The following is a 25,996-nucleotide window of genomic DNA, read 5'->3' as shown; positions in this document are numbered from 1 at the left end:
GACTAAGGCACTAGGTCTAATAGTTGACTTAAATGCTCGGGAATAGCATACTTGCACACATCCCGTAACTCCCGTGGTACCCAATAGCCATGCGACTGACTACCAAAGGCCGATACGCCGTGACTGCCATGCTCGACCTGGCGTTGCACGCGCAGCATGGGCCGGTGTCTTTGGCCGACATCTCCGAGCGCCAGGGCATATCCCTTTCCTATCTGGAACAGCTGTTCGCCAAGCTGCGCCGCAGTAGCCTGGTTTCCAGTGTTCGCGGCCCCGGTGGCGGCTATCAGCTGTCGCGCGGCATGGAAACCATCCAGGTCGCCCAGGTCATCGACGCGGTCAACGAGTCGGTCGATGCCACCCGCTGCCAAGGGCTCGGGGACTGCCATGCCGGTGATACCTGCCTGACCCACCACCTGTGGTGCGACCTCAGTCAGCAGATCCACGAGTTCCTCAGTGGCATCAGTCTGGCCGACCTCGTCATGCGCCGCGAGGTGCAGGAAGTCGCCCAGCGCCAGGACCTGCGTCGCGTCGCCGGTCTGTCTGCCCCGCTGGACAAGATTGAGACGTCCGCCGTCGATTGATCCTTCGGGACGACGAGCGACGCCACCGCCTGATAGGAGAGAAAAATGAAGTTGCCGATCTACCTCGATTACTCCGCGACCACCCCGGTCGATCCACGCGTAGCCCAGAAGATGGCCGAGTGCCTGACGGCCGACGGTAACTTCGGTAACCCGGCTTCGCGTTCCCATGTGTTTGGCTGGAAGGCCGAGGAAGCGGTGGAGAACGGTCGCCGCCAGGTCGCCGAGCTGATCAATGCCGACCCGCGCGAAATCGTCTGGACCAGCGGTGCCACCGAGTCCGACAACCTGGCCCTGAAGGGTGTTGCGCACTTCTATCAGACCAAGGGCAAGCACATCATCACCTCCAAGATCGAGCACAAGGCGGTACTTGATACCGCTCGCCAGCTCGAGCGTGAGGGGTTCGAGGTCACCTACCTGGAACCGGGCGAAGATGGCATCGTCACCCCGGCCATGGTCGAGGCGGTCTTGCGTGACGACACTATCCTGGTCTCGCTGATGCACGTGAACAACGAAGTCGGCTCGATCAACGACATCGCCGCCATCGGTGAACTGACCCGTTCGCGCGGCGTGCTGTTCCATGTCGATGCCGCTCAGTCTGCCGGCAAGGTCGAAATCGACCTGCAGAAGCTCAAGGTCGACCTGATGTCGTTCTCCGCGCACAAGGTCTACGGCCCCAAGGGGATCGGCGCGCTCTATGTCAGCCGCAAGCCGCGGGTACGCCTTGAGGCAGCCATGCACGGCGGTGGTCATGAGCGCGGCATGCGTTCGGGCACGCTGCCGACTCACCAGATTGTCGGCATGGGCGAGGCATTCGCCATTGCCAAGCAGGACATGGCGGCTGAAAACGCACGCATCAAGGCCTTGAGCGACCGCTTCTTCAAGCAGGTCTCCAGCCTCGAAGAGCTGTACGTCAACGGCAGCCTGACTGCTCGCGTGCCGCACAACCTGAACCTGAGCTTCAACTATGTCGAGGGCGAATCGCTGCTGATGTCGCTCAAGGACATCGCCGTCTCGTCCGGCTCGGCATGCACCTCCGCCTCGCTCGAGCCGTCCTACGTGCTGCGTGCACTGGGCCGTAACGACGAGCTGGCACACAGCTCCATCCGCTTCTCCTTCGGCCGCTTCACCACCGAAGAAGAAGTTGACTACGCCGCGCAGAAAGTCTGCGAGGCCGTGAACAAGCTGCGTGAACTGTCCCCACTCTGGGACATGTACAAAGACGGCGTCGACATCTCCAAGATCGAGTGGGCCGCCCACTAAGCAGTCGCCGGCAAGAGCGGCTCCCTGATGAGGAAGGAATTGCACCATGGCATACAGTGAAAAGGTCATCGACCACTACGAAAACCCGCGCAACGTCGGCAAGATGAACGCCGAGGACCCGGATGTCGGTACCGGCATGGTCGGCGCACCGGCCTGTGGCGACGTGATGCGCCTGCAGATCAAGGTCAACGAGCAGGGCGTGATCGAAGACGCCAAGTTCAAGACCTACGGCTGCGGTTCGGCCATCGCTTCCAGCTCCCTGGCCACCGAGTGGATGAAGGGCAAGACTCTGGACGAAGCCGAGACCATCAAGAACACGCAGCTGGCTGAAGAACTGGCGTTGCCGCCGGTCAAGATCCACTGCTCGGTACTCGCCGAAGATGCCATCAAGGCCGCTGTCCGCGATTACAAGCAGAAGAAAGGCTTGATCTAACGTCGCCTGTTGCAAGGTAAGGAGTTCTCATGGCTATCAGCATGACAGAAGCCGCCGCCAACCATGTGCGGCGTTCCCTGGAAGGGCGTGGCAAGGGTGAAGGCATTCGCCTTGGCGTACGCACCACCGGTTGCTCGGGCCTGGCCTACGTGCTGGAGTTCGTCGACGAGCTGGCTGGCGAGGACCAGGTGTTCGAGAACCATGGCGTCAAGGTGATCATCGATCCCAAGAGCCTGGTCTATCTTGACGGCACCGAGCTGGACTTCGTCAAGGAAGGGTTGAACGAAGGGTTCAAGTTCAACAACCCCAACGTGCGCGGTGAGTGTGGCTGCGGCGAAAGCTTCAACGTCTGAGGCCGGCCGTGGGTACTCCTTGTCATTTTGCATTGTTTGACTTGCAGCCGAGTTTTCGACTGGACCTGGAGATGCTGGCCACTCGCTACCGCGAGCTGGCCCGCGAAGTCCATCCTGATCGGTTTGCCGACGCCTCCGAGCGCGAGCAACGCTCCGCGCTGGAGAAATCCGCTGCCCTCAACGACGCCTACCAGACGCTGCGCAGTCCACCGCGCCGTGCGCGCTACCTGTTGGCGATCGGTGGCCACGAAGTGCCGCAGGAAGTCACGGTCCATGACCCGGATTTCCTGCTGCAGCAGATGCAGTGGCGTGAAGAGCTCGAGGACCTCCAGGACGAAGCCGACCTTGATGGCGTGGCCGTGTTCAAGAAGCGCCTGAAGGCTGCTCAGGACACGCTCAACGAGGATTTCGCCGCCTGCTGGGATGTTGCCGACGCGCGTGAACAGGCCGAACGCCTGATGCGCCGCATGCAATTCCTCGACAAGCTCGCCCAAGAAGTGCGCCAACTGGAAGAGCGCCTCGACGATTAACCCGGTGCTGCCCGTGATGGCACCTAAGGTATTCAGATAAGCATGGCCCTATTGCAGATTGCCGAACCCGGTCAAACGCCCCAGCCCCATGAGCGCCGCCTGGCGGTAGGGATTGACCTGGGCACCACCAACTCCCTGGTTGCTGCATTGCGCAGTGGCGTCAGCGAGCCCCTGCCCGATGCGCAAGGTAATGTGATTCTGCCTTCGGCGGTGCGTTACCTCGAAGCTGGTGGCAGCGATGTCGGGCAAGCAGCGCGTGACGCCGCCTCCAGCGATCCGCTGAACACCGTGCTGTCGGTCAAGCGCCTGATGGGTCGCGGCCTGGCCGACGTCAAGCAGTTGGGCGAGCAGTTGCCCTACCGCTTCGTCGGTGGCGAATCGCACATGCCCTTCATCGACACGGTACAGGGCCCCAAGAGCCCGGTGCAGGTGTCGGCAGACATCCTCAAGGTGCTGCGCGAGCGTGCCGAAGCGACGTTGGGAGGTGAACTGGTAGGTGCGGTGATCACCGTTCCCGCCTATTTCGACGACGCCCAGCGCCAAGCCACCAAAGATGCGGCACGCCTGGCTGGCCTGAACGTACTGCGTCTGCTCAACGAGCCCACTGCTGCCGCCGTGGCCTATGGCCTTGACCAGAACGCCGAGGGCGTGGTCGCCATCTACGACCTGGGTGGCGGTACCTTCGATATCTCCATCCTGCGCCTGACGGCGGGGGTGTTCGAGGTGCTGGCCACCGGCGGCGATACCGCCCTGGGTGGCGATGACTTCGACCACGCCATTGCAGGCTGGATCATCGAACAGGCGGGCCTGTCCTCCGACCTCGATCCGGCTACCCAGCGTGCGCTGCTGCAGACCGCTTGCGCCGCCAAGGAAGCGTTGACCGATGCCGAGGTGGTGAGCGTCACCCATGGCGCCTGGCAGGGTGAGCTCACCCGTGCCGGTTTCGATGCGATGATCGAGCCGCTGGTGGCGCGCAGCCTCAAGGCCTGCCGCCGTGCCGTGCGTGACAGCGGTGTCGAGCTCGAGGAAGTGAGCGCCGTGGTCATGGTAGGTGGCTCCACGCGCGTGCCTCGTGTTCGCGATGCCGTCGGTGGCCTGTTCGGTCGTAGCCCGCTGACCTCCATCGACCCCGATCAGGTCGTGGCCATCGGTGCCGCGATCCAGGCCGATACCCTGGCCGGCAATCGTCGCGAAGGCGGCGAGCTGTTGCTGCTCGATGTGATTCCACTGTCGCTGGGCCTTGAGACCATGGGCGGGCTCATGGAGAAAGTGATCCCGCGCAACACCACCATCCCGGTGGCGCGTGCTCAGGAATTCACCACCTACAAAGACGGCCAGTCGGCCATGATGATCCATGTGCTGCAGGGCGAGCGCGAACTGATCAGCGATTGCCGGTCACTGGCGCGCTTTGAACTGCGCGGCATCCCGGCCATGGTGGCAGGGGCGGCGAAAATTCGCGTCACCTTCCAGGTCGATGCCGACGGCCTGCTCAGCGTCGCTGCCCGCGAACTGGCATCAGGCGTGGAAGCCAGCATTCAGGTCAAGCCGTCCTACGGCCTGACCGATGGCGAAATCGCGCGCATGCTCAAGGACTCCTTCGAGCATGCCGGTACCGACAAGCAGGCCCGCCAGTTGCGTGAGCACCAGGTGGACGCCGAGCGGCTGCTCGAAGCGGTGCAGGGCGCCCTGGACGCCGACGGTCAGCGCTTGCTCAGCGAAGAAGAGCGCCAGGCCATTGAATTCCAGATGCAAGAACTACGTGATTTGCTGGCGGGCACCGATGGCGTTGCCATCGAGCAACAGACCAAGCGTCTGTCGCAGGTGACCGACGCATTTGCCGCCCGACGCCTTGATTCGACGGTCAAAGCCGCACTGGCCGGGCGCAACCTGAATGAGATCGAGGAGTAACCGATGCCGCTGGTGACATTCCTGCCGCATGAGAAGTTCTGCCCGGACGGGCTGACCGTGGACGTGCCTGCCGGCACCAACATCCTGGAGCTGGCCCACGACCATCACATCGAGATGGAGAGCGCCTGCGGCGGTGTGAAGGCTTGCACTACGTGCCACTGCATCGTGCGCAAGGGCTTCGATTCCCTCGAAGAAGCCGACGAGCTCGAAGAAGACATGCTGGACAAGGCGTGGGGCCTGGAAGCGCAGTCACGCCTGGGTTGCCAGGTGGTGGTAGCCGATCAGGACCTCACCATCGAGATCCCCAAGTATTCGCTCAACCACGCTGCCGAAGCGCCGCACTGAGGTCCTGGACATGAGTCTGAAATGGATTGATGTACTTGATATCGCCATCGAGCTTGCAGAAAGCAAGCCGGACGTCGATCCTCGCTATGTGAATTTCGTCGATTTGCACCGCTGGGTGGTGGCATTGCCTGGTTTCAGCGACGATCCGTCGCGCGCCGGCGAGAAGGTGCTCGAGGCCATCCAGGCGGCCTGGATCGACGAAGCCGACTGAACACGTACCGCAGGTTAGGCAATCCCCTGGAACCCGCGTATAATTCGCGGGTTTAATTTTTCGTAACACTCATATTCTGGAGTTTTCCATGGCTGTTCAACGTACTTTCTCCATCATCAAGCCTGACGCCGTTGCCAAGAACGTCATCGGCAAGATCACCACCCGCTTCGAAGAAGCCGGCCTGAAAATCGTTGCCTCGAAAATCAAGCAACTGTCCAAGGCTGAGGCCGAAGGCTTCTACGCCGAGCACAGCGAGCGCGGCTTCTTCGGTGACCTGGTTGCCTTCATGACTTCCGGTCCGGTTGTCGTTCAGGTCCTGGAAGGCGAGAACGCCATTGCCAAGAACCGTGAGCTGATGGGCGCTACCAACCCTAAAGAAGCAGCTGCCGGCACCATCCGCGCCGACTTCGCCGAGTCCATCGACGCCAACGCCGTTCACGGTTCGGACTCCGAAGCTGCTGCCGCTCGCGAAATCGCTTACTTCTTCGCTGCTACCGAGGTAACCACTCGCTAAGCGAAAGCTTACGGGTGAGGGTGAATCCATGACGACATCGACTGACAAAATCAACCTGCTGGGTTTGACCCTGCAGGAAATGGAACAATTCTTCGATTCCATCGGAGAGAAGCGCTTCCGCGCCGGTCAGGTGATGAAATGGATTCACCACTTTGGCGTCGATGATTTCGCCGCCATGACGAACGTCGGCAAGGTCTTGCGTGAAAAGCTCGAGGCCGTTGCCGAAATTCGCCCGCCGGAAGTGGTCAGCGAAGACATTTCCGCAGACGGCACCCGCAAATGGGTGATCCGCGTTGCCTCTGGCAGCTGCGTCGAAACCGTCTACATTCCCACCGACGATCGCGGCACCCTGTGCGTGTCGTCGCAAGCCGGTTGTGCCCTGGACTGCAGCTTCTGCTCCACCGGTAAACAAGGCTTCAACAGCAACCTCACCGCCGCCGAAGTGATCGGCCAGGTGTGGCTTGCGAACAAATCCTTCGGGACCGTGCCTGCCAAGATCGACCGCGCCATCACCAACGTGGTCATGATGGGCATGGGCGAACCCCTGCTCAATTTCGACAATGTCATCGCCGCCATGAAGATCATGATGGAAGATCTGGGCTATGGCATCTCCAAGCGTCGCGTCACCCTGTCCACCTCGGGTGTCGTGCCGATGATCGACGAGCTGGCCAAGCACATCGATGTGTCCCTGGCCTTGTCGTTGCATGCACCCAATGACGAGCTGCGCAACAAGCTGGTACCGATCAACAAGAAGTACCCGCTCAAAATGCTGCTCGACTCATGCATGGGTTACATGGCGACCCTGGGTGGCAAGCGTGTGCTCACCATCGAGTACACCCTGCTCAAGGACGTCAACGACCAGCCCGAGCATGCGGCGCAGATGATCGAACTGCTGCGCGACGTGCCGTGCAAGATCAACCTGATTCCATTCAACCCGTTCCCGCACTCCGGTTACGAGCGCCCCAGCAACAACGCCATTCGTCGTTTCCAGGACCTGCTGCACCACGGCGGCTACAACGTGACGACGCGCACCACCCGCGGTGATGACATCGATGCAGCCTGCGGCCAGCTGGTGGGGCAGGTCAACGACCGCACACGGCGCAGCGAACGTTACATCGCCGTCCGGCAGCTGTCGGCAGACGCCGAGCGGCCGGACAGCCCAGCCGCCCACTGACCGGAACTGGCCTATGAACCTGCGCGCTGCGCTGCCGATCCTTGCGCTTTCGCTGCTCGCCGGCTGCATGTCGGGTGGGGGCAGCGATGCGCAGGTGGCTGAACAGCGCAGGGTTGAGGCCGGGCGCGCTTATGTGCAACTGGGGCTGGGCTACCTGCAACAGGGGATGCTGGGCCAGGCCAAGGCGCCCTTGGCAAAGGCATTGGCGCTGGATGGCAACGATGCCGACGCGCATGCAGCCTTGGCGTTGGTCTATCAGGCCGAAGGCGAGCCTGCGCTGGCGGAGCGTCATTTCAAGCAGGCGCTCGGGGCGGGTGCCAGCACCACGCGAATTCGCAACAATTACGGCAGTTTCCTTTATGCTCAAGGCCGGTTTGCCGAAGCGCAGCAGATGTTTCGCGTTGCCAGCGCCGATACCCTGTATCCTGAGCGTTCACGGGTTTATGAAAACCTTGGCCTGACAGCCTTGAGGCTCGGCCAGCGCGATCAGGCTCACGCCTATTTGCAAAAAGCATTGCAGCTTAACCAGCGACAGCCACAAGCGTTGCTGGAAATGGCTGAGTTGTCCTACGAAAACAGGCATTATGTGCCGGCCCGGGATTACTACGATCGTTTCAGCCGGTTAAGTGGCCACGATGCCCGGAGCCTGCTGCTGGGTAGCCGCCTTGCCAAGGTGTTCGACGAGCAAGGCACGGTGGCCGAGTTGGGGCAGCAACTACAACGACTTTATCCCGGTACGCCGGAATATCAGCAATACCTGTCGGAGCAACGATGAACGCCGCGCATCCCGAAGTAGCTGTAGCGCCTGGCCAGAACCCTGGTGAGCTGTTGCGCCTGGCCCGTGAGAAACGGGACTGGTCCCAAGCCGAGGTGGCCCGCAAGCTCAATCTTACTGTCAGCTCGCTCAACCATGTGGAAACCGGCGCCTTCGACAAGCTGCCCGGGCATACCTTCGCCCGAGGCTACATCCGCGCCTACGCCAAGTTGATGGAGCTGGACCAGGCCGCCCTGGTCGAAGCCTTCGATCGCTACACCGGCACTCACGCCAAAGGCAGCGACGTCCATTCGCTGGGGCGTATCGAAGAGCCTTCACGGTTGTCCCACAATATCCTGCGCGGGGTCAGCCTGTTGTTGCTGCTGGCTGTGGTGGGTGGCGGTTTCGTCTGGTGGCAGGACCAGGGCAGCATGCGCGGCAAGGACCTCTCTAGCGTTGCCCTTGAGCATGTTGAGGTCGAAAGCGCCGACGGCACCACCCAGATTCACCCGCTTGACGAACCCGAAGACCAAGCCGTCTCTGCCGCCCAGCAACCTGAAAGCGCCCCCCTGCCGCTGGCCCAGAGCGCCGACGAGCAGCAGGCTGCAAGTACCGGTCAGGCACCGGCGGCCGACACGCCTGCCGCTGGGTCGGCTCCGGTAACTGGCACCGCAACGCCTCAGCCGGCTCCAGTGCCGGCCACTGCTACCCCTGTTGTCAGCGCGCCGACGGCAGCCACACCTGCGACAAGTGCAGACGCAGCCGAGCCCGCAGCTGCGCCAGCGGGCAGCGGCAAGGTCGCGATTGAGTTCGTCGCCGATTGCTGGACCCAGGTTTCCGATGGCAACGGCAAGGTGCTGTTCAGCGGCATCAAGCGCAAGGGGGACAACCTCGAGCTGACTGGCAAGGCGCCCTTTGCGCTCCGCCTGGGCTTTGCCCGTGGCGCCAAGGTCAGCTATAACGGCCAGTCCGTCGACGTTGCCCCGTTCACCAGTGGCGAAACCGCTCGCCTGAAGTTGGGACAGTAATTCATGCACGGCCAATCCCCGATCAAACGTCGCGAATCCCGCAAGATATGGGTCGGCAATGTGCCGGTGGGTGGTGATGCGCCCATTGCAGTGCAGAGCATGACCAACACCGATACCAATGATGTCGCCGCCACGGTGGGGCAGATCCAACGTCTGGTCGATGCCGGTGTGGACATCGTTCGCGTCTCGGTACCTGACATGGACGCAGCCGAAGCCTTCGGCCGCATCAAGCAGCAGGTCAGCGTGCCGCTGGTCGCCGACATTCACTTCGACTACAAGATCGCCTTGCGCGTGGCCGAGCTGGGTGTGGACTGCCTGCGCATCAACCCCGGCAACATCGGTCGTGAAGACCGGGTCAGGGCCGTCGTGGACGCCGCTCGCGACCGCGGTATCCCGATTCGTATCGGGGTCAACGCAGGCTCACTGGAAAAGGACCTGCAGAAAAAGTACGGCGAGCCTACGCCTGCTGCCCTGGTCGAATCGGCGCTGCGTCATGTGGAGCACCTTGATCGCCTCGACTTCCAGGATTTCAAGGTGAGCGTCAAGGCGTCGGACGTGTTCATGGCCGTCGAAGCCTATCGCCTGTTGGCGCGGCAAATCGTGCAACCCCTGCACCTGGGGATCACCGAAGCCGGTGGCCTGCGTTCGGGTACGGTGAAATCTGCCGTTGGCCTAGGTATGCTGCTGGCCGAAGGCATTGGCGATACCATCCGCATTTCGCTGGCGGCAGACCCGGTGGAGGAGGTCAAGGTAGGCTATGACATCCTCAAGTCCCTGCATTTGCGTTCACGAGGTATCAACTTCATCGCCTGCCCGAGCTGCTCGCGGCAGAATTTCGATGTGGTAAAAACCATGAACGAGCTCGAAGGGCGCCTCGAGGACCTGCTGGTACCGTTGGACGTGGCCGTCATCGGCTGTGTGGTCAATGGCCCGGGGGAGGCCAAGGAAGCGCATGTCGGCCTCACCGGTGGTACGCCCAACCTGGTCTACATCGACGGTAAACCTGCGCAGAAACTGACCAACGACAACCTGGTCGATGATCTCGAAAGGCTCATCCGACAGAAAGCGGCCGAGAAGGTCGAAGCCGACGCGGCACTGATCGCCCGTGGCTGATACACAGAATTCGTAAGGATCATTCGTGAGCAAATCGCTGCAAGCCATCCGTGGCATGAACGACATCCTGCCTGAGCAGTCGCCGTTGTGGCGCTATTTCGAAGGTACCGTTGCCGGCCTGCTGGACACCTACGGGTACAGCCAGATCCGCACGCCCATCGTGGAATTCACCGAGCTGTTCAAGCGCTCGATCGGTGAAGTGACCGATATCGTCGAAAAGGAGATGTACACCTTCGAGGACCGCAACGGTGACTCGCTCACGTTGCGTCCGGAAGGGACGGCGGCCTGCGTCCGCGCGGTGCTGGAGCATGGCATCACCGGCAATGGCCAGGTGCAGAAGCTGTGGTACATCGGGCAAATGTTCCGCCACGAGCGCCCCCAGAAGGGCCGCTACCGGCAGTTCCACCAGATCGGTGTAGAGGTGTTCAACCTCGATGGCCCGGACATCGATGCCGAGTTGATTATGCTGACCTGGCGCCTGTGGGGCTTGCTGGGTATTCAGGATGCGGTCAAGCTCGAACTCAACAGCCTTGGCACCAGCCAAGCGCGCGCCCGCTACCGCGACGCGTTGGTGGAGTTCCTGTCCGCGCGCCTGGAGCAACTGGACGAAGACAGCCAGCGCCGCCTCAAGAGCAATCCGCTGCGCATCCTCGACAGCAAGGACACCAATACCCAGGCGGTGCTGGTCGATGCGCCGAAGCTCGAAGATTACCTGGACGAAGAATCCCGTGCGCACTTCGCAGGCCTGAAGGCCCGCCTGGACGCTGCCGGCATTCCATTCGTGCTCAACACCAAGCTGGTGCGGGGACTGGATTACTACAGCAAGACCGTCTTCGAGTGGGTCACTGACAAGCTTGGCGCCCAGGGCACCGTATGTGCCGGCGGCCGCTACGATGGGCTGGTGGAGCAAATGGGCGGCAAGCCTACCCCTGGCGTTGGCTTCGCCATGGGTATCGAGCGTCTGATTCTGCTGCTCGAAACCCTGGGCAAGGTACCGGACTCCATCAGCCGTCAGGTCGATGTCTACCTCTGCGCTTTTGGCGAGCAGGCCGAGCTGGCGGGCCTGCGACTCTCCGAAGCGGTGCGTGACCGTCTGCCCGGCCTGCGTCTGGCCGTGAATGCGGGCGGGGGCAGTTTCAAGAGCCAGTTCAAGAAAGCCGACAAGAGCGGCGCATTGTTCGCCTTGATTCTTGGCGATGACGAGTTGGCCAAGCAGGAAGTCGGCTTCAAACCCCTGCGTGGTCAGGGCGAACAACAGAACATTGCCTGGGATGCCCTTGCAGGGCACCTGGAAACCGCGATCGCACAGGCGTAACGCGGTTCAACGAGCGAATAGGCGAAAAGGAGTATTGGGGTGTCGAGTACCGATGATGATGACCTGGCAGGGGTCAAGGACTGGTGGAACCGTAACGGCAAGCCGCTGCTGACCGGCGCGCTGCTCGCCGGCGTGGTGGTGCTGGGGTGGAACACCTGGCACAAGTACCAGAACAACCAGTCGCAAGGTGCCTCGCAGCTGTATCAGGCGCTGTTGGAAACCAGCCTCACGCCTACTGGTCAGCCGGACGCCACCCGGGTTGCGGAACTGGCCGGCAAGCTCAAGAGCGAGTTCGGCGGCACGGCCTATGCCCAGTACGGCAGCCTGTTCGTGGCCAAGGTAGCGGTCGAGAGCGGCAAGCTCGACGATGCCGCTGGCGAGCTCAAGGCAATTGTGGACAAGCCAGCAGACGCCACCCTTGGCGAGATCGCACGCCAGCGTCTGGCCCGTGTGCTGGCTGCCCAGAACAAGGCCGAGGATGCCCTCAAGTTGCTGGATGGGGATGCCGAGAAAGCCTTCCTCGCCAGTCGCGAGGAGTTGAAAGGGGACCTGCTGGTACAGCTGGGCCGCGCTGCTGACGCGCACGGTGCCTACGAAAAGGCCAAGGCTGCGTTGTCCGACGAGGCAGCAGTGGGTGGCTTGCAGTTGAAGCTCGATGATCTGGCCAGAGGGGACGCGTAAGTGATCGGTTGGAAACAAGCAGCAGTGCTGACCTTGGCGGTATTGGCCGCAGGGTGCAGCAGCAACAGCAAGAAGGAACTGCCTCCTGCCGAACTGACCAAGTTCACCGAGGAAGTGGTGCTCAAGAAGCAGTGGAGCCGCTCCATCGGTGATGGCCAGGGTGAAACCTACAATACCCTCGTGCCGGCCATCGAGAATGACCGGATCTATGCCTCCGACGTCACTGGGGATGTCTATGCCCTGGACCGCATCACGGGCAACGTGGTGTGGAACAAGGACCTTGACCTGCCGGTTTCCGGTGCGGTTGGCGTAGGCTACGGCCTGGTGATGCTCGGCACCCTCAAGGGTGAAGTGATCGCCCTGGATTCGAGCACCGGCGAGGAGCGCTGGCGCGCCCGCGTGACCAGCGAAGTGCTGGCGCCTCCGGCCAATAACGGTGATGTGGTGGTGGTGCAGACCCAGGACGATCGCCTGATCGGGCTGGATGCCGCCACTGGTGACCGTCGCTGGATCTATGAAAGCACCCCGGCGGTACTGACCCTTCGCGGCACCGGCGCGCCGATCGTGACCAACCGCCTGGCTGTCGCGGGCCTTTCCACCGGCAAGGTCGTGGCAGTCGACATCAGCAATGGCGTACCTGTATGGGAAAGCCGTGTGGCGATCCCGCAGGGCCGTTCGGAGCTTGAGCGTGTCGTCGACATCGACGGCGGCCTGCTGCTTTCTGGTGGTACCCTGTACGTCAGCACGTACCAGGGGCGCGTTGCGGGCCTGGACCTGGAAAGCGGCCGCGTGCTCTGGCAGCGCGATGCCTCCAGCTACGTAGGAGTCGCCCAGGGCTTTGGCAACGTCTACGTGAGTGAAGCCTCGGGTACCGTGGAAAGCGTCGATGAGCGATCCTCCAGCGCCTTGTGGTCCAACGATGCCATGGCCCGTCGCCAGCTGACCGCCCCCGAGGTGTACAGCAGCTACGTGGCAGTAGGCGACTTCGAAGGCTACCTGCACCTGCTCAGCCAGGTCGACGGTCGCTTCGTTGGCCGTGAGCGTGTCGACAGCAGTGGCCTGCGCGCACGGCCACTGGTGGTTGGGGATACCATCTATGTCTTCGGCAACAGCGGCAAGCTCGAGGCACTGACCATCCGCTGAAGCTATGCTTGAAGCCGTGCGGCTTCAGGCTGCGGCGTGGGACACGCCGCCCGAACTCCGGCCGCTGCCTTGCAGCGGCCTTTGTATTTTCAAGAATTCAAGAGTGGAGAGCCGAATGGTTCCCGTAATCGCCCTGGTGGGCCGCCCGAACGTCGGCAAATCCACCATGTTCAACCGCCTGACCAAGACCCGCGATGCCATCGTGGGTGACCTGTCGGGCCTGACCCGTGATCGCCAGTACGGTGATGCCAGCTGGCAGGGTCGCTCCTTCATCCTCATCGACACCGGTGGCATCACCGGTGATGAAGTGGGCATGGACGAAAAAATGGCCGAGCAGTCGCTCATGGCCATCGAAGAAGCCGACTATGTGCTGTTTCTGGTCGATGCCCGGGCGGGCATGACGGCGGCAGACCAGATGATTGCCGAGCATCTGCGCAAGCGCAACAAGGCGGCGATTCTGGTCGCCAACAAGATCGACAACATCGACGCTGACGTCGCCCGCGCCGAGTTCTCGCCGATGGGCATGGGCAATGCCATTCCGGTAGCAGGCTCCCAGGGTCGAGGCATCAATGCGTTGATGGAGGCCGTACTCGGCCACTTGCCGCGCGATGCCGAAGAAGAAGCCCTGGACCAGGATGTCGCCGAAGGCGAAGAAGCCGTGCGCATCCCTGGCCCAAGCGAAAAGGATGGCATCAAGATTGCCATCATTGGTCGCCCTAACGTCGGCAAGTCGACCCTGGTCAATCGCATGCTCGGTGAAGAGCGTGTGGTGGTCTACGACGAGCCGGGTACGACGCGCGACAGTATCTACATTCCGTTCGAGCGTGATGGTGACAAGTACACCTTCATCGACACCGCCGGTGTGCGCAAGCGCGGCAAGATCCACGAGGAAGTCGAAAAGTTCTCGGTGGTCAAGACGCTGCAGGCGATCAAGGACGCCAACGTGGTGATCTTCGTGATGGATGCTCGCGAAGGTGTGGTCGATCATGACCTGAACCTGCTGGGCTTTGCCCTGGAAGCTGGCCGCGCCATCGTCATCGCCCTGAACAAGTGGGATGGCATGGAGCCGGGTGAGCGTGCCTATGTGAAGACCGAGCTGGAGCGCCGGCTGTTCTTCGTTGACTTCGCCGATATCCACTTCATTTCGGCCCTGCACGGCACCGGCGTGGGCAACCTGTACAAGTCGGTGCAGGCCGCATTCACCTCAGCTGTGACCCGCTGGCCGACCAGCCGTCTGACGCAGATCCTCGAAGACGCCGTCAGCGAGCACCAGCCGCCGCTGGTCAATGGCCGTCGCATCAAGCTGCGTTATGCGCACCTGGGTGGGGCCAACCCGCCGCTGATCGTGATCCACGGCAACCAGACCGACAGCATTCCCAAGTCGTACTCGCGTTACCTGGAAAACACCTACCGCCGCGTGCTCAAGCTGGTCGGCACGCCGATTCGCATCGAGTACAAAGGCGGTGAGAACCCGTACGAGGGCAAGAAGAACACCCTCACAGACCGCCAGGTCAACAAGAAGCGTCGCCTGATGTCGCACCACAAGAAGGCCGAGAAGAAACGCCGCGACAAGCGATAGGCGGCTGCTGGGCGCGTCACGCTGCCCGTTCCATGCTTCGCCTCCCGTGCCGCGCGTTTCCAGCGCCGCACCCCAGTTCCCGTTTCCTCACGAGCACGGCCATGCCGCCAGGCTCGGGAGGAAACATTGATCTATGCCGCCCTCCACTTTGCACCGGTAGTTTGTGTGCGGGTGGTGCACAAGGCCCTCAGTCTGTGCTCCGCGCTGGTGGCTCGTTGGCTATTCACGTGCCTGTGAATGCTGCGTCGGATCAATCAAAGGGAACGCTATGAACGATATCTACTTACAAAAAGCCAAAGGTAAGCTCTATCTGCTCGAGAATGGCGAACGTCACCCGATCATCGTCAATCATTTGAATGAATTGCAGGTCGCTGGCGCTCTGGATACACCCGAGTGCTTCGACATCGGCATGCTCGCCCACCCATCGCTGGAGGGTGGCGTGGCTTTTGAGTTTCGAACGTCAGCAGGCAAGCAGGTTACTGGACGCGGTGGGCGCGTACTTCATGCGTCGGACAAAGAGCTGGGCACGCCTGGTCCTGCTCTGCGAATCAATCATCTGGCTGGAAACATCGATGGCGAGCCTCATGTTAATCAGGTTCAATTGCAAACCCTCGATGCCCGCTATGTCTCAGCCCATGATCGTGTGTTGGTGGGCTATAAAGAAGTCCCCGTAGGCTGGGTCTGGTTCAGCCTCAAGCCTAATGATAAGAAGAAGGTACCCGTCTGGGAGAGCCAGCCAAGCGACTGGTTGCGCTTCCATACGGCGGACGTGGCGCCCGTAGCGACCTTCATACTCGAGTTCGTCGCTCAAACAGAGGGTTGAGCTAGCTCCGACGGTGATCGTCAGGAAAGCCAGTGCGGTGGGTCACCCGCCTTGACTGGCTTCTTACCAACGAAACGATCCGCTATGCTCGTGCTTTCTTCCCGTGCCGGCTGCACCAGGAGCGAGGGCGCCATGATCCCCAGCAAATTGCCGAACGTCGGCACTACCATCTTTACCACCATGTCAGAGCTCGCCGCCCAGACCGGGGCGCTGAACCTTTCCCAGGGCTTCCCGGATTTCAACGGGCCCCAGGCCCTGCTCGAGTCGGTGGGCCGACATGTCATGGCGGGTCACAATCAATACGCGCCAATGTCGGGCCTTGCAGCCTTACGCCAGCAGGTGGCCTTGAAGGTCAAGCGCCTCTATGGTGCGACGGTAGACCCCGACCATGAAGTGACGATTACGCCCGGCGCGACGGAGGCGATCTTCTGCGCTATCCAGACTGTCGTGCAGCCAGGGGACGAGGTCGTCATCTTCGACCCCTGCTACGACAGCTACGCGCCCTCGGTGGCACTGGCCGGCGGCCGTTGCGTGCATTTGCAGCTGGACCCCAGCGACTTTGCCATCGATTGGCAGCAGTTCGCGGACGCACTTACGCCACGCACACGTCTGGTCGTGCTCAACTCGCCCCATAACCCAAGCGGTGCCTTGCTGTCCCGCAAGGATCTGGACCACCTGGCACAGCTGATCGCCAATCGAGACATCTACGTACTGAGCGATGAAGTCTACGAGCACCTGGTCTATGACGACGTGCAGCACGCTTGCGTACTGGCTCATGAGCAGATCTACAGACGTGCGTTCGTGGTCAGTTCCTTTGGCAAGACATACCACGTCACCGGCTGGAAGACGGGCTATGTCATCGCACCGCCGGCCCTCACCACCGAACTGCGCAAGGTGCATCAATACGTCAACTTTTGTGGCGTGACCCCTTTGCAGTACGCCCTGGCTGACTTCATGGCCGAGCATCCCGAACATGTCGATGCGTTACCGGCTTTCTATCAAGCCAAGCGCGACCTGTGCTGCGGCTTGTTGCAAGATTCGCGATTCAGCTTCACCCCCACGGCTGGTACTTACTTTCAGCTGGTTGACTATTCGAACATCCGACCAGACCTCGATGACGTGCAGATGGCGACATGGTTGACCCGCGAGCATGGTGTGGCCACCATCCCGATCTCGGTGTTCTATCAGCAAGCTGTTCCCGGTCAACGGCTGCTGCGCCTGTGCTTTGCCAAACGAGAGGAGACGCTGCGTCAGGCAGCGGAGAAACTATGCGCGATCTGAGTACGTTGCCAGACCTCAGGCTGGCTCTGGTGCAGACCACCCTGGCCTGGCACGACCGGGAAGCCAACTTCGCCCATTTCGACGTGCTGCTTGAGCAGGTGGGCGAGGTGGACCTGGTAATCTTGCCGGAAATGTTCACCACCGGGTTTTCCATGCAGTCCGAAAGCCTCGCCGAGCCGGAGAATGGCCCCACGTACAAGTGGCTCAAGGCTCAGGCGCAGAAGTGCAACGCCGTGGTCACGGGCAGCGTGATCATTCAGGCAGCCGATGGCAGCCACCGTAACCGCCTGCTCTGGGCACGGCCTGATGGCGAGATCCTGCACTACGACAAGCGTCACCTGTTCCGCATGGCCGGTGAGCACGAGCACTACACGCCGGGCGAGCGGCAGGTGCAGTTCGAGCTCAAGGGCTGGCGCATTCGCCCGCTCATCTGCTACGACCTGCGCTTCCCGGTCTGGAGCCGGGATGCCACCGACACCGACCTGCTGTTGTACACAGCCAACTGGCCGGCGGCGCGGCGCCTGCACTGGAACCGCCTGTTGCCGGCGCGAGGGATCGAAAACCTGTGCTATGTGGCGGCGGTGAACCGGGTGGGCATTGACGGCAAGAGCTTCGCGTACAGCGGTGACAGCCAGGTGCTGGATTTTCAGGGCGAGAGCTTGCTCAGTGCTGGAGAGGCCGATGGCGTGTTCACCGTGGTATTGAGTGCCTCGGAACTGGCTGCCTACAGAGCCAAGTTCCCGGCCAACCTGGATGCCGATACCTTCGAGCTGCACTGATCGCAGCGCCGGCATCCTGGAGGATTACTGCCAGGACGCCGGCTTTGCCTGTTGCCGCTCAGTACACATCCCGCCGGTATCGCCCCTCCTCGATCAGCCGTTGCACAGCAGCATCTCCAAGCAGGCCTGCGAGTGCCGCATCGACGCCAGCGGCCATGCCCTGCAGGCTGCCGCAGACGTATACGCAGGCACCTTCATCCATCCAGCGTTCGAACAGCGCGGCCTGTTGCAACAACACATCCTGCACGTAGATTTTTTCGGCTTGGTCGCGAGAGAACGCCAGGTCCAGCCGTGCCAGCTCCCCAGCGGCGAGCAACCCTTGCAGCTCCTTGCCACACAGAAAATCATGGGCGCGATTGCGTTCGCCGTACAGTAGCCAGTTACGCCGCTCGCCCGCAGCGACGCGGGCCCTTAACAGACTGCGCAGGCCCGCAAGGCCAGTACCGTTGCCGATCAGGATCATCGGTACATTGCCCTGGGGCATATGGAAGCCACTGTTGCGCTTTAGCCTCAGGCTCAGTGTGCCGTCGAGCGGCAGGTATTCGGTCAGCCAACCAGAGCCTACGCCCAAGTCGCCACCTGGGTGGTGCTCCTGGCGCACGATCAGTTCCAACACGCCGTCACTGGCAATCGAGGCGATGGAATAGTCGCGGCTGCCGAGCGGCACCAGTGCGTCCACGATCGCCTGGGCATGCAGCCCGACCAGATGCCCACCGACGGCAGGTAACTGACGGCCTGCGAGTGCCTGAGCAAGCCTGACTACCACCCCCTCGACCTGCACGTGCGTGTCGGCGTCCAGCCCCAGGTCTCTGACGAACGCATCGACCCTCGGCCGACCGTTGAGCGGCATAATCTCCACCAGGTCGCCGGCTTCCCACACGGCAGGCTCCTGCGCCTGCAGGCCGAGCAGATACACCGGCTGGCCCTGGCTGCCAGAGTTGAGCAGTTCACGGCGGATCAGCGACCAGTTGCCGAAACGGGGGGCTTGCCAAGCGGATACCGGCGCGGTGCCGGTCAGCAGTGCCAGCGCCTGATGCCATTGCTGAAGGGCCGCCTGATCGGCGTTGTCGACCTCCACGGGGCTAAATGCACAGTGAGCACCACGCTCGGTCAACCACGCCTGAAGCCGACGGGCGAACCCGCAGAACTGTGGGTATTGACGATCACCCAGCGCCAGCAGTGCATAGCTGAGTGTCTGCAAGGGCAAAGGCTGACCCAGCACGTTGCGCTCAAAGCCTCGCGCGTTGTCAGGGGCTTCTGCATCCCCGAAGGTACTGACGACGAACAACGCACGGCGTGCCGCACGCAGATCTTCTTCACACAACGTACCCAACGCCTTGACCTGCACCGGCAAGCCCGCCGCCTGCAGTTGCCCGGCGCTTTGCCAGGCCAGCTGCTCGGCCATACCACTCTGGCTGGCGTAGCCGATCAGCCAGCTCTCGGTATTGACCTCGTCGCGGGTCACGTGGCGGCGGGCAGCCCTAACCTGACGTTTCTTGCGCCGTCGATCCAGGTAGAGCAGCCAGCCTGTGACAAAGAAGACCGGCATGGCCAGGCTGGCCAGGGTCAGAACGATGCGCCCAATCAGGCCAAAGTATTCCCCGACATGCAGTGCGTACACGCTCTGGAGCAGTTGGGCCTTGAATGACTTGTCACTGTAGCGTTCGTGACGGCTGACCTTGCCATTGGCAGGGTCCAGGACCAAGGTGTCGAAGGCCCTGGGATGGTCGGCGTCATCGAGCAGGTAGAACAGATTGGCCGGTTGGCCGCCAACTGGGGGCAGGCGCAGGTTGTAGCTGGCAAGGCCTGGCCCTGCGGCGTTGCGCAGGCTGGCCCAGATGGCGTCATAGTCGACGTTCAGCGCCGGTGCCTTTGGGTCGATGGGCGCAGCGCCGGAGCCCCGGCCTTTTTTCAGTTGCAGCTGCGGCTGCCCGGCGGCCGGCGGATCGGCCATTAGCCGGTTCAGGCCTGCCCGGTACCATTCGTAGGACCAGAACAGACCCGTCAGGGCGAACAACAGGTAGAAGAGCAGGCACCAGGTGCCTGCTACGGCGTGCAGGTCCCAGTTGAACGCGCGCCCTTTCTTGGCCCAATCCAGCGTCAGCCAGGTTCGCCAGTTTGTGGCATGGCGCGGCCACCGCAGGTACAGGCCCGACAGGCAGAAGAACACCAGCAGCAGCGTCGAGGCACCGGTGATCTGCCTGCCCGTGTCGCCCATGGCCAGAAAGCGGTGAAGCGTAAGCATAAGGGTGAAGAAGCCTTGCCCCGACACTTCGCCCAGCAGCTGGCCCGTATACGGGTCTGCGTAGCGCAACGGACCGCGCCGCTCGCCCGCTGCAGGGGTGAAAAAGATCCTGGCAGCTTCGCCTTCACGAACGTCGACCCACAGCATGGCGACCTTGTCGTGTTGCTGGGCCTCGACGCGCCGCACCAGTTCAGCGGGCGGCAGCACACCCTCAGGACGGACCTTCACGCTGAGTACATCGGCATTGAACGCGCTCAGCAGTTCGTCCTGAAACGAATAGAGCGCCCCAGTGATACCCATTACTGCAAGTACCAGCCCGGCCGTGATGCCGAATAACCAATGCAGCTGGAACAGCGTCTTCTTCAACACCTTCGATCACCCTGTGTCGCCGCCGCACCCTGCGTCGCGCTGGCGGATGTTAATGGAAGCTCCAGCACGCGGCAATTGAGATTCGTTCACATTCACAAGGTGAGTAGCTGCTGGCGTAGCGTTGATGATCGAGGTGCGATTGGCTGTGTGGCGCAGACATGAAAACGGGGCCCTTGGGCCCCGTCATGGATTACAGGTAGAAGGCTTTGAGCGGCGGGAACCCATTGAACTCCACCGCGCTGTAGCTGGTGGTGTAGGCACCGGTCGACAGCCAGTACAGGCGATCGCCGATTGCCAGATTCAGCGGCAGACCATACTTGTAGTGCTCGTACATGATGTCGGCGCTGTCACAGGTAGGGCCGGCGATGACCACTTCCTCGGTTTCGCCCTTTTTCTCGGTCCAGATCGGGAACTTGATGGACTCGTCCATGGTTTCGATCAGGCCCGAGAACTTGCCGACGTCGGTGTAGATCCAGCGCTCGACGGCCGTGCGCGACTTGCGTGCCACCAGCACCACTTCGCTGACCAGGATGCCGGCGTTGGCAATCAGCGAGCGGCCCGGCTCCAGGATGATTTCCGGCAAATCGTCGCCGAAGTCTTCCTTGAGGAAGCGAATGATCTCCTCTGCGTAGGTTTCCAGGCTGTTGGTGCGGGTGATGTAGTTGGCCGGGAAGCCGCCGCCCATGTTGATCAGCTTCAGTTCGATGCCGTCTTCTTCCTTGAGCCGCTCGAAGATCACCTTCACCTTGGCGATGGCGGCGTCCCACACGCTGATGTCGCGCTGTTGCGAGCCCACGTGGAAGGAGATGCCATAGGGCACCAGGCCCAGGTCACGGGCAAGGATCAACAGGTCCATGGCCATGTCGGTCTGGCAACCGAACTTGCGCGACAGCGGCCAGTCGGCAGTGGTGGAGCCTTCGGTCAGGATACGCACATACACCTTCGAGCCCGGCGCGGCCTTGGCGATGTTGCGCAGGTCGGCCTCGGAGTCGGTGGCGTACAGGCGCACACCCTTCTCGAAGAAGTAACGAATGTCCTTGGATTTCTTGATGGTGTTGCCGTAGCTGATGCGATCGGCGCTGACACCCTGATTCATCACCTTGTCCAGCTCGTAGATGGAGGCGATGTCGAAGTTCGAGCCCTTGTCCTTGAGCAGGTCGATGATCTCGACGGCTGGGTTGGCCTTGACGGCGTAGTACACCTTGGCGAATTCGAACCCGGCGCGCAGGTCGTCATAAGCCTTGCTGATCATCTGGGTATCGATGAGTACGAACGGCGTTTCCTGCTTGTCGGCAAACGCCTTCATCTTCTGGAAGGTGTCGCGTGCGAAATAGTCTTCGACCTGGATCGACATGCTCAGGGACTCCATGGGCAAACTGAAAATTTAAGTGGCTGCAAACTGAACGCCCTCCGTATCCCCACTTTGGTTCGCCTACTCAGTACTTGAGCCGGATGGATCGTTTCCAGCATGGACGTTCGGCGCGCACTTTAGGGCGTGAACTCGGCAGAATCAACAGGCAATCCCTGACGAATCGGCGATGTTCGAGTGGCCATGCCTGGGATAAACGACCCATGTGAACGGCTGATGTTCCCCAGGGCGCTCCAGACGTAAAGAATTGTGGAATAGCCCTGGGCAGGGGGCGTAAACCCAAGCCCCTCTGCATGGGCACGACGCGCTTTACTAGATTATCCAGCGGTGCGGCGGTTAGGCTCGGGTGTTCATATTTATGGCCACCCGAGCCTGGTACTGGCGTTCAGAAAACGGTCCATGAATTTTTTGTTCCGTCCGCCCTCGTCACGCTTTTTTTAAGATGAAAGGCTTTTAGGACGTCACCATCTCGGCGGGCGAGACGATGGTGGATTTCGCCCCGCGCGAGCGGCCCGAGCTCAGGTAGGCCGCAATCGACTCTTGCGTGACCTCGCCCAGGAACACCTGCTCGGCGTCCAGTACCGGCAGCCAGGCGCGGTTGAACTCGTACATGCGCGACAACAGGATACGCAGGTTTTCATCGTGTGCCGCCGTGGCATTGAATGGCCGCAGGAAGTCGGCGCACGTGCCTTGCTGGCGGTGCATGTCGCGTCGACGCACATAGCCGAGCGCCTTGTTCGCGGCGTCGGTCACCACCACGTAGCGGCGATCATGTTCGTCCAGCAGTTCCAACGCATCAGCCACTGGGGTCTGCGGGCTCACCGCAGGGGCATTGTCAGCCGCATCTTCGGCACGGACCAGCAGTAGCCGCTTGAGGGTGCTGTCCTGGCCGACGAAGTTGCTCACGAAGTCATCGGCCGGGTGCGCCAGCAAGGTGTCCGGGTGATCCAGCTGCAACAGCTTACCTGCACGGAAGATAGCGATCTTGTCGCCCAGCTTGATGGCTTCGTCGATATCATGGCTGACCATGATCACGGTCTTGTTCAAGGCCCTCTGCATCTCGAAGAACTCGTTCTGGATCATCTCCCGGTTGATGGGGTCCACGGCGCCGAACGGCTCGTCCATCAACAGCACCGGGGCGTCGGCTGCCAGGGCGCGGATCACCCCGATCCGCTGCTGCTGGCCACCGGAGAGTTCGCGGGGGTAGCGCTGCAGGTACTGCTTGGGCTCAAGCTTGATCATGTGCATCAGCTCGCGAGCGCGCTCGGCGCAGCGCTGCTTGTCCCACCCGAGCAGGCGCGGCACGACGGTGATGTTCTCCTCGATGGTCATGTTCGGAAACAGGCCGATCTGCTGGATCACATAGCCGATGTGACGACGCAGGCTGACTTCGTCCAGGCCGCTGGTGTCTTCGCCATTGATGAACACCTGCCCCGAGGTGGGGGTAATCAGGCGGTTGATCATCTTCAGGGTGGTGCTCTTGCCGCACCCTGACGGGCCCAGGAACACGCAGATTTCGCCTTCGTTGACCGTGAGGCTGACGGCGTCCACGGCCTTGACGTCCTTGCCGTTGACGTTGAAGGTCTTGCTGAGGTTCTTCAGTTCGATCATGAGCGCATTCCTTCTGGAGTCAGGGCACGTTGCAGGGTTTGCAGGAGCAGGTCGGCGATGATCGCCAGCAGGCTGACCAGCACTGCGCCGACCAGCAGCATCGACATGTCGCTGCGGCTGATGGAGGTGAGGATGAGAACGCCCAGGCCACCGGCGCCGATGGTGGCGGCGATGGTCATCACGCCGATGTTCATCACCACGGCAGTACGCACACCGGCGAGGATCACCGGCACTGCGATGGGCAACTCGACCATGCGCAGGCGTTGGCCGAAGGTCATGCCGATGCCCCGGGCAGCCTCGCGAATACCGGGCTCGACGTTGGTCAGCGCCAGGTAGGTGTTACGCAAGATCGGCAGCAGGGAATAGAGGAACACCGCCGTGATGGCAGGCAGCGGGCCCAGGCCCTGGCCGAAGGTGGAGTAGAACGGCAACAGCAGCCCGAACAGGGCGATCGACGGGATGGTCAGCAGTACCGTGGCGCTGGCCTGCACGGGCCCGGCCAGGAAGGGGAAGCGGGTCATGACGATGCCCAGCGGTACGCCGATCAGGATGGCCAGGCCAACGGCCACGCCCACCAACATGATGTGCTGCCAGGTCAGCTGCAACACCAGGGCCCAGTCCAGGTGCGCGAAGGTATCGAACAAAGTCATGGCGTCACCTCCTTCAGGGGATGTTCTCGCAGGAAGGCGGCCGCGACCGAGGAGGGGCTTTGGTGCTGCACATCGACCTTGGCGTTGAGTTGGCGCATGGTCTCGTCGTCCAATTGTTCGGCAAGCGGGGCGAGCAGGCTGGCCAACTGCGGGTGAGCGTCGAGCACGGCCTTGCGCACCACCGGGCCTGCCGTGTAATCCGGAAAGTAGTGCTTGTCGTCTTCAAGCAGCTTGAGCTTGAACGCGTTGAGTCGGCCATCGGTGGTGTACACCAGGCCTGCGAACACCTGGGCATTGCGCAGCGCGGTGTAGACCAGGCCTGCGTCCATCTGACGGATGTTGGCGCGCCCCAGGTGCATGCCGTATCGCGCCTGCAGGCCATCCAGGCCGTCGGGCCGGTTGGCGAACTCGGTGTCCAGCGCAACCACATGCTTGCGCGCCTGCTCGTCCATCAACACCTGGTTCAACTGGCTGATGGTATTGACCTGTGGGTAGGCCTTGGCCACTTCGCTGGGCAATGCCAATGCATAGGTGTTGCTGAATTTGGAAGGCTTGAGCCAGACCAGCCCCTTTTCGGCATCCAGAGCCTTGACCCTGGCATAGGTGGCCGCCGCGCTGGGCATGCGTTCTTCCACATGGTTGTAGGACACCAGCGAGACCCCGGTGTATTCCCACATCAGGTCAAGCTGCCCGGTTTCCTGCGCCTGACGGGCCAGGCTGCTGCCAAGGCCGCCAGTGACGCGCACCTCGAAGCCATTGGCACGCAGGTATTGAGCAGTGATTTCGGCCAGCACGGTCTGTTCGGTGAACACCCGGGCGCCGATACGGATCAACGGTTTGTCTGCCGCCTGGGCAAAACCCGCCGACAGCAGGACCGCGCCCAGGAGCAAGGCGATTGCGTTCTTCATGGTTTTCCTCGGGTTATTGGGCCAGGCCACGTTCCAGCCAGCGCTTGCTGGCGAACGTCACCAGTGCGTCCAGCAGCAATGCCAGCAGTGCCGTGCAAGCGGCGCCCAGCAAGAGCTGAGGCTGGTTGTTCAGGGCGATGCCGGGGAAGATCAGGCTGCCCAGGCTATTGGCACCGATCAGGAAGGCGAGCGGGGCGGTGCCTACGTTCAGCGCCAGCGCCACACGCACGCCGCCGACGATGATGGGCACGGCATTGGGCAGCTCGACCTGCCACAACTGCTGGCGCGGCGTCATGCCGATACCGGTAGCGGCTTCCTTGAGCGAGGTGGGAACGTTTTTAAGCCCTTCGTACGTGTTGCGCACGATGGGCAGGAGGGAGGCGAGAAACAGAGCGAAAATGGCAGGCCCGGCGCCGATGCCTAGCACGCTCAGGGCGATGGCCAGTACGGCCAGGGGAGGGATGGTGTTGCCAATGTTGAAGAACTGCATGAACCGCTCGGCTTTGTCGACCCTGTGCGGTCGACTCAAGGCAATGCCGGCGGGGATGCCCACGGCCAATGCCGCCGCCATCGAAGCCAGCACCAGAACCAGGTGCGCTTGCAGGTAAAACATCAGATCAAGGCGGTAGCGCGCGATTGTGTCAAGGCCGATCCAATGGACCAGCAGGGCCAGGATGACGAGCACGGCGGCCCATCCCAACAGCCCTTTTCCGTAGCGTGTCGCCACAGGTGGACTCCTTCTTGTAGTCGGCGAGCACACTTCTTCTTGGCCAGCCCCGAGAGGCAGCGGTGGTGTGTTCGCGATTAGCAGCCCGATGCGAGCCATAGGCGCCGATCAGGCCATGAGCCAAACCCCGTCGGGTTCGAAAACGCTGGTGAAACCGTTCCCCAACCGAAGCGGTTTACAGGGGAATGGACGTCTCCTCGGGCGCAAAGGTTCCCATCTTGGGGGGCGTTTGGCCAGCACTAATCACTGGTTAACAGCGATCTGGCAAGTGAAAAGAATCGATAAATGCAGCTGGAGACGTTGAAAGCACTG

General features: G+C 61.8%; 26 protein-coding genes. 20 read left to right on the top strand and 6 right to left on the bottom strand.

Annotation, left to right across the window (positions count from 1 at the left end):
• The first annotated feature begins 89 nt into the window (after positions 1 to 89).
• The 20 genes from iscR (at position 90) to FS767_RS04935 (ending at position 17,805) form a co-directional block, all read left to right on the top strand.
• Positions 90 to 581 carry a Fe-S cluster assembly transcriptional regulator IscR gene (gene iscR, locus FS767_RS05030; protein WP_023533322.1) on the top strand — a complete coding sequence of 164 codons (492 nt, stop codon included), beginning with the start codon at positions 90 to 92 and terminating at the stop codon, positions 579 to 581.
• Positions 582 to 626: 45 nt separating this feature from the next.
• Positions 627 to 1,841: an IscS subfamily cysteine desulfurase gene (locus FS767_RS05025; RefSeq protein WP_058637453.1), complete on the top strand. Its 1,215-nt coding sequence runs from the start codon at positions 627 to 629 to the stop codon at positions 1,839 to 1,841.
• Positions 1,842 to 1,887: 46 nt separating this feature from the next.
• Positions 1,888 to 2,274 (top strand): Fe-S cluster assembly scaffold IscU, encoded by a 387-nt coding sequence (gene iscU, locus FS767_RS05020; RefSeq protein ID WP_003248539.1) that lies wholly within the window; start codon positions 1,888 to 1,890, stop codon positions 2,272 to 2,274.
• Positions 2,275 to 2,303: 29 nt separating this feature from the next.
• Positions 2,304 to 2,627 (top strand): iron-sulfur cluster assembly protein IscA, encoded by a 324-nt coding sequence (iscA, locus tag FS767_RS05015; RefSeq protein WP_023533425.1) that lies wholly within the window; start codon positions 2,304 to 2,306, stop codon positions 2,625 to 2,627.
• A gap of 8 nt (positions 2,628 to 2,635) precedes the next feature.
• Positions 2,636 to 3,157, top strand: coding sequence for a co-chaperone HscB (gene hscB, locus FS767_RS05010; protein WP_144964431.1), 522 nt, complete (start codon positions 2,636 to 2,638; stop codon positions 3,155 to 3,157).
• A gap of 42 nt (positions 3,158 to 3,199) precedes the next feature.
• Positions 3,200 to 5,065 carry a Fe-S protein assembly chaperone HscA gene (hscA, locus tag FS767_RS05005; RefSeq protein ID WP_144964430.1) on the top strand — a complete coding sequence of 622 codons (1,866 nt, stop codon included), beginning with the start codon at positions 3,200 to 3,202 and terminating at the stop codon, positions 5,063 to 5,065.
• A gap of 3 nt (positions 5,066 to 5,068) precedes the next feature.
• Entirely contained in the window at positions 5,069 to 5,410 is a 342-nt protein-coding gene (gene fdx / locus FS767_RS05000) for an ISC system 2Fe-2S type ferredoxin (RefSeq protein ID WP_078479079.1), read from the top strand.
• 10 nt (positions 5,411 to 5,420) lie between these two features.
• Positions 5,421 to 5,621, top strand: a complete 201-nt coding sequence (gene iscX / locus FS767_RS04995) for a Fe-S cluster assembly protein IscX (protein WP_023533289.1) — start codon at positions 5,421 to 5,423, stop codon at positions 5,619 to 5,621.
• Between the two features lie 88 nt (positions 5,622 to 5,709).
• Complete coding sequence (ndk, locus tag FS767_RS04990; RefSeq protein ID WP_023533373.1) at positions 5,710 to 6,135, top strand: nucleoside-diphosphate kinase; 426 nt, start codon at positions 5,710 to 5,712, stop codon at positions 6,133 to 6,135.
• Between the two features lie 28 nt (positions 6,136 to 6,163).
• The gene (rlmN, locus tag FS767_RS04985) at positions 6,164 to 7,309 is read left to right on the top strand and encodes a 23S rRNA (adenine(2503)-C(2))-methyltransferase RlmN (protein ID WP_023533387.1); all 1,146 of its coding nucleotides are present in this window, start codon (positions 6,164 to 6,166) and stop codon (positions 7,307 to 7,309) included.
• A gap of 13 nt (positions 7,310 to 7,322) precedes the next feature.
• Positions 7,323 to 8,084: a type IV pilus biogenesis/stability protein PilW gene (gene pilW / locus FS767_RS04980; protein ID WP_058604366.1), complete on the top strand. Its 762-nt coding sequence runs from the start codon at positions 7,323 to 7,325 to the stop codon at positions 8,082 to 8,084.
• On the top strand, positions 8,081 to 9,091 hold the full coding sequence (locus FS767_RS04975) for a RodZ family helix-turn-helix domain-containing protein (protein WP_144964429.1): 1,011 nt from the start codon (positions 8,081 to 8,083) through the stop codon (positions 9,089 to 9,091). The genes pilW and FS767_RS04975 overlap by 4 nt, the downstream gene beginning before the upstream one ends.
• A gap of 3 nt (positions 9,092 to 9,094) precedes the next feature.
• Positions 9,095 to 10,204 (top strand): flavodoxin-dependent (E)-4-hydroxy-3-methylbut-2-enyl-diphosphate synthase, encoded by a 1,110-nt coding sequence (gene ispG, locus FS767_RS04970; protein ID WP_023533296.1) that lies wholly within the window; start codon positions 9,095 to 9,097, stop codon positions 10,202 to 10,204.
• Between the two features lie 25 nt (positions 10,205 to 10,229).
• On the top strand, positions 10,230 to 11,519 hold the full coding sequence (gene hisS / locus FS767_RS04965) for a histidine--tRNA ligase (protein WP_028687033.1): 1,290 nt from the start codon (positions 10,230 to 10,232) through the stop codon (positions 11,517 to 11,519).
• A gap of 39 nt (positions 11,520 to 11,558) precedes the next feature.
• Positions 11,559 to 12,200, top strand: a complete 642-nt coding sequence (locus tag FS767_RS04960; RefSeq protein WP_058604369.1) for a tetratricopeptide repeat protein — start codon at positions 11,559 to 11,561, stop codon at positions 12,198 to 12,200.
• Positions 12,201 to 13,343: an outer membrane protein assembly factor BamB gene (bamB, locus tag FS767_RS04955; protein WP_027913695.1), complete on the top strand. Its 1,143-nt coding sequence runs from the start codon at positions 12,201 to 12,203 to the stop codon at positions 13,341 to 13,343.
• A gap of 115 nt (positions 13,344 to 13,458) precedes the next feature.
• Entirely contained in the window at positions 13,459 to 14,922 is a 1,464-nt protein-coding gene (gene der / locus FS767_RS04950) for a ribosome biogenesis GTPase Der (RefSeq protein ID WP_023533412.1), read from the top strand.
• A 268-nt stretch (positions 14,923 to 15,190) separates the two neighbouring features.
• Positions 15,191 to 15,745 (top strand): hypothetical protein, encoded by a 555-nt coding sequence (locus FS767_RS04945; protein WP_144964428.1) that lies wholly within the window; start codon positions 15,191 to 15,193, stop codon positions 15,743 to 15,745.
• A 132-nt stretch (positions 15,746 to 15,877) separates the two neighbouring features.
• Positions 15,878 to 17,026, top strand: coding sequence for a pyridoxal phosphate-dependent aminotransferase (locus tag FS767_RS04940; protein ID WP_144964427.1), 1,149 nt, complete (start codon positions 15,878 to 15,880; stop codon positions 17,024 to 17,026).
• Positions 17,014 to 17,805, top strand: a complete 792-nt coding sequence (locus FS767_RS04935; RefSeq protein WP_058604374.1) for an amidohydrolase — start codon at positions 17,014 to 17,016, stop codon at positions 17,803 to 17,805. The genes FS767_RS04940 and FS767_RS04935 overlap by 13 nt, the downstream gene beginning before the upstream one ends.
• Positions 17,806 to 17,863: 58 nt before the next feature.
• Here the strand turns inward: FS767_RS04935 and FS767_RS04930 are convergent, their stop codons facing one another.
• From FS767_RS04930 to FS767_RS04905, 6 genes are all read right to left on the bottom strand, one after another.
• Complete coding sequence (locus tag FS767_RS04930) at positions 17,864 to 20,419, bottom strand: sulfite reductase flavoprotein subunit alpha (protein WP_144964426.1); 2,556 nt, start codon at positions 20,417 to 20,419, stop codon at positions 17,864 to 17,866.
• Positions 20,420 to 20,609: 190 nt separating this feature from the next.
• Positions 20,610 to 21,773 carry a type III PLP-dependent enzyme gene (locus tag FS767_RS04925; protein ID WP_144964425.1) on the bottom strand — a complete coding sequence of 388 codons (1,164 nt, stop codon included), beginning with the start codon at positions 21,771 to 21,773 and terminating at the stop codon, positions 20,610 to 20,612.
• A gap of 468 nt (positions 21,774 to 22,241) precedes the next feature.
• Complete coding sequence (locus FS767_RS04920; RefSeq protein WP_144964424.1) at positions 22,242 to 23,399, bottom strand: betaine/proline/choline family ABC transporter ATP-binding protein; 1,158 nt, start codon at positions 23,397 to 23,399, stop codon at positions 22,242 to 22,244.
• Positions 23,396 to 24,049 (bottom strand): ABC transporter permease, encoded by a 654-nt coding sequence (locus FS767_RS04915; RefSeq protein WP_023533317.1) that lies wholly within the window; start codon positions 24,047 to 24,049, stop codon positions 23,396 to 23,398. Before FS767_RS04915 ends, FS767_RS04920 begins: the two co-directional genes overlap by 4 nt.
• Positions 24,046 to 24,957, bottom strand: coding sequence for a glycine betaine ABC transporter substrate-binding protein (locus tag FS767_RS04910; RefSeq protein WP_144964423.1), 912 nt, complete (start codon positions 24,955 to 24,957; stop codon positions 24,046 to 24,048). Before FS767_RS04910 ends, FS767_RS04915 begins: the two co-directional genes overlap by 4 nt.
• A 13-nt stretch (positions 24,958 to 24,970) precedes the next feature.
• A complete protein-coding gene (locus FS767_RS04905; RefSeq protein ID WP_144964422.1) occupies positions 24,971 to 25,684 on the bottom strand; it encodes an ABC transporter permease in 714 nt (237 codons plus the stop codon).
• Positions 25,685 to 25,996 lie beyond the last annotated feature (312 nt).

Source organism: Pseudomonas sp. DE0010 (assembly GCF_007680745.1).
Classification (GTDB): domain Bacteria; phylum Pseudomonadota; class Gammaproteobacteria; order Pseudomonadales; family Pseudomonadaceae; genus Aquipseudomonas; species Aquipseudomonas parafulva_B.
This window is presented reverse-complemented; position numbering and strand designations above follow the sequence as displayed.

What these genes read in the sequence shown, in the direction of transcription:
- FS767_RS05025 (WP_058637453.1), top strand. Translation starts at nt 627, where the DNA reads ATGAAGTTGCCGATCTACCTCGATTACTCCGCGACCACCCCGGTCGAT.
- FS767_RS04925 (WP_144964425.1), bottom strand. Translation starts at nt 21,773, where the DNA reads ATGTCGATCCAGGTCGAAGACTATTTCGCACGCGACACCTTCCAGAAG.
- iscA (WP_023533425.1), top strand. Translation starts at nt 2,304, where the DNA reads ATGGCTATCAGCATGACAGAAGCCGCCGCCAACCATGTGCGGCGTTCC.
- fdx (WP_078479079.1), top strand. Translation starts at nt 5,069, where the DNA reads ATGCCGCTGGTGACATTCCTGCCGCATGAGAAGTTCTGCCCGGACGGG.
- ispG (WP_023533296.1), top strand. Translation starts at nt 9,095, where the DNA reads ATGCACGGCCAATCCCCGATCAAACGTCGCGAATCCCGCAAGATATGG.
- FS767_RS04910 (WP_144964423.1), bottom strand. Translation starts at nt 24,957, where the DNA reads ATGAAGAACGCAATCGCCTTGCTCCTGGGCGCGGTCCTGCTGTCGGCG.
- FS767_RS04915 (WP_023533317.1), bottom strand. Translation starts at nt 24,049, where the DNA reads ATGACTTTGTTCGATACCTTCGCGCACCTGGACTGGGCCCTGGTGTTG.
- rlmN (WP_023533387.1), top strand. Translation starts at nt 6,164, where the DNA reads ATGACGACATCGACTGACAAAATCAACCTGCTGGGTTTGACCCTGCAG.
- FS767_RS04975 (WP_144964429.1), top strand. Translation starts at nt 8,081, where the DNA reads ATGAACGCCGCGCATCCCGAAGTAGCTGTAGCGCCTGGCCAGAACCCT.
- FS767_RS04945 (WP_144964428.1), top strand. Translation starts at nt 15,191, where the DNA reads ATGAACGATATCTACTTACAAAAAGCCAAAGGTAAGCTCTATCTGCTC.
- iscR (WP_023533322.1), top strand. Translation starts at nt 90, where the DNA reads ATGCGACTGACTACCAAAGGCCGATACGCCGTGACTGCCATGCTCGAC.
- ndk (WP_023533373.1), top strand. Translation starts at nt 5,710, where the DNA reads ATGGCTGTTCAACGTACTTTCTCCATCATCAAGCCTGACGCCGTTGCC.
- FS767_RS04940 (WP_144964427.1), top strand. Translation starts at nt 15,878, where the DNA reads ATGATCCCCAGCAAATTGCCGAACGTCGGCACTACCATCTTTACCACC.
- FS767_RS04935 (WP_058604374.1), top strand. Translation starts at nt 17,014, where the DNA reads ATGCGCGATCTGAGTACGTTGCCAGACCTCAGGCTGGCTCTGGTGCAG.
- pilW (WP_058604366.1), top strand. Translation starts at nt 7,323, where the DNA reads ATGAACCTGCGCGCTGCGCTGCCGATCCTTGCGCTTTCGCTGCTCGCC.
- iscU (WP_003248539.1), top strand. Translation starts at nt 1,888, where the DNA reads ATGGCATACAGTGAAAAGGTCATCGACCACTACGAAAACCCGCGCAAC.
- hscA (WP_144964430.1), top strand. Translation starts at nt 3,200, where the DNA reads ATGGCCCTATTGCAGATTGCCGAACCCGGTCAAACGCCCCAGCCCCAT.
- der (WP_023533412.1), top strand. Translation starts at nt 13,459, where the DNA reads ATGGTTCCCGTAATCGCCCTGGTGGGCCGCCCGAACGTCGGCAAATCC.
- iscX (WP_023533289.1), top strand. Translation starts at nt 5,421, where the DNA reads ATGAGTCTGAAATGGATTGATGTACTTGATATCGCCATCGAGCTTGCA.
- FS767_RS04920 (WP_144964424.1), bottom strand. Translation starts at nt 23,399, where the DNA reads ATGATCGAACTGAAGAACCTCAGCAAGACCTTCAACGTCAACGGCAAG.